Genomic DNA, 2,141 nt, shown 5'->3' with positions numbered 1-2,141 from the left:
TTTTCGTATCGCCAGACGTACTTTTGGATATTGCCCTTGAGATAGCCTAGAAACGCCTCCTTGGTCATACTGGCTTTAATGGCATCGATGCACTCGATATCACCCGATGCGTAGTGTGGTGGGTCATTTACGTTGTCTGTCATAGTCATTACCCCCTGTGACCGTAGTAGTTATATTCATAACGAGTTGTACGCAGTTTTACGCCACTTTGTACCGCCCAAGCTGTCGAGTATTCAATTAAGCTGCTCATGCGCTTCTTACCCATTTGAGACGTACTCTCTCGTATGTTTAATAGCTCACCTTCAATTCCCCTAATTAACGGTGACTCTTTCGCTCCCGTAGTAACCATCCAGTGGCCAGACACAAAGATATTCTTCCACTGCCATAATTTCAGCGGTTCATTGTTGAGTGTCATTTGCTTTGACACATCACCACATAGCGCATGGAACATGTCGTTCTGCGGTAGTGTTCGGCTGGATTCTGAGATTTTTACTTCTAGGGGGAATTCTTCGTTGAGGGGTAAGGCGTTTAGTGTGGCTATTAGGTTTTCACGTATTCGTTTATTTCTTAGAAGAAACTTTGTGGCTTTCTCCAAGTTAGCCTCCTGTTCAATTTTTTAGAAACACGTTGTTGAAGTTTCTGCAATTACAGTAATGGCACACTAAAACAATGCAGTCATTTTTATGTATTTTCTTAAGCTCTTTTAGTTCAGTCACTTTACGACAACGACGACACTTTAACTTATCACTCACTGTTAGCTCTCCTGTTCCATGCATATATAGCCTCTTCTCTTTCCTTTGGCGGTAAAGAAGCTCTACACTTTCTACATTTGGCTTCCATTAGGAAGTAACCAACTAATTTAGCTTCACCCCCCGCAAAACGGGATTTCTTGAGTTCGTTCATATCAGCGCCTCTCTCAATCCTGTTTGAACGTATTTAATATCGTGAGCTATAAGAATTTCCCACTCATGATAATCGTGACCGTAGTAGTTACCGCCAGCCCACGCGCACTCATCTTGGTCATTCAGTATGAAATCCCATTGCTCATCGTTGAGCTTAACTAAACGAGCAACGTTAGTGTCGAACACCTGTTGCTTAATCATTCGTGCAAGTGGTGATTCCATCATTCACCCTCTGGCATTGGTGGGTTAAGCATTGGTCGCCAATGAGTTATCATTGAGTAGTCATCATCCTCGATGAAATCCTCACCGCAACTTATGTAATTATCGAATGAGATTGACCATGTCCAACCTTCTCCGCATGTATCAGAGCGCATGAAAACGTGGTATACAAACTCTTCACCTCTGAACCACCCAGCAAATACTGGTGTTTCCATGTCTGGTAGTGAATCACTACACTTAACCCAATTAGTTCCCTGCATTAGATGCCTCCCTCTATTAACGTTGTTACTTTCATCACTAAAAACCCCTCTTAATTACTTGTTTCATCCAACCTTACCCTCATGCTGCAATTTCTTATTTTCAATAAATAAAAGGTCAGTTCTAGCACTGCGAAGTCTGGCTTTAGTGTTCTTTTCTTCCCTCAAAAGTCCATCAACTGATTTACGCAGCTCATCACGCTGTTCTAATAACTGACTTATCTGTCGAACTACTGACTCGCCATTGTTCGCCCTAGCCAGCAAGACATCGAAAGCATCAACAACACAGCCACAATCATTGCATTCGACCACTCTGTTTTCTTCATCAACAACCAGTGAATTATGCTTACATTGCGTTTGCTGCCTGTTCTTTCTTCCCTTAACCTCTATATCAATTGAGGGAGTGGCATCACTAGGCGCTTTAAATTGAATAACATTGTTATCTGCACTCATCTAAAAATCCTCTTGCGTGTTAACACTCAATTTCTTCATCTAAGTAGTCGCTGTTTATATTGCTTAAAACTGCCTGATCTAAACCACCACGAGCGTTAGTAAAGTAATATGTTTTTTCTGCACCAGGTGCGTGACGTGATTTTGTGCAAATAATTTCAGTGATCCCTTTTAGCTCTGATTGAGGGTTATATTTTTCATCACGATAAATCATGAAGATAACGTCTGCTTCCTGTTCAATAACGCCAGACTCTCTCAAATCAGCATTAACGGGGCGCTTATTGGTTCGTTGCTCTAAGTTACGGTTTAATTG

The 2,141-nt window shown here is 41.7% G+C and carries 6 protein-coding genes; all 6 read right to left on the bottom strand.

The annotated features are described in order from the left end of the window. The coding region (locus tag ABN256_RS18945; RefSeq protein WP_349439924.1) for a DUF3310 domain-containing protein at positions 1 to 143 on the bottom strand (143 nt) is incomplete at its 3' end. 5 nt (positions 144 to 148) lie between these two features. After that, positions 149 to 595, bottom strand: coding sequence for a recombination protein NinB (locus tag ABN256_RS18940; protein WP_349439923.1), 447 nt, complete (start codon positions 593 to 595; stop codon positions 149 to 151). A gap of 304 nt (positions 596 to 899) precedes the next feature. Continuing rightward, the gene (locus tag ABN256_RS18935) at positions 900 to 1,127 is read right to left on the bottom strand and encodes a hypothetical protein (RefSeq protein ID WP_161729504.1); all 228 of its coding nucleotides are present in this window, start codon (positions 1,125 to 1,127) and stop codon (positions 900 to 902) included. Further along, on the bottom strand, positions 1,124 to 1,381 hold the full coding sequence (locus ABN256_RS18930; RefSeq protein ID WP_349439922.1) for a DUF551 domain-containing protein: 258 nt from the start codon (positions 1,379 to 1,381) through the stop codon (positions 1,124 to 1,126). The genes ABN256_RS18935 and ABN256_RS18930 overlap by 4 nt, the downstream gene beginning before the upstream one ends. Before the next feature lie 63 nt (positions 1,382 to 1,444). After that, entirely contained in the window at positions 1,445 to 1,831 is a 387-nt protein-coding gene (locus tag ABN256_RS18925; protein ID WP_124743660.1) for a hypothetical protein, read from the bottom strand. Positions 1,832 to 1,850: 19 nt separating this feature from the next. After that, positions 1,851 to 2,141 (bottom strand): DnaB-like helicase C-terminal domain-containing protein (locus ABN256_RS18920; RefSeq protein ID WP_349439921.1); only part of this gene is annotated, 291 nt, incomplete at its 5' end.

The sequence above is a fragment of the Proteus sp. fly-1008 genome (genome assembly GCF_040140305.1).
Lineage (GTDB): Bacteria > Pseudomonadota > Gammaproteobacteria > Enterobacterales > Enterobacteriaceae > Proteus > Proteus vulgaris_B.
This window is presented reverse-complemented; position numbering and strand designations above follow the sequence as displayed.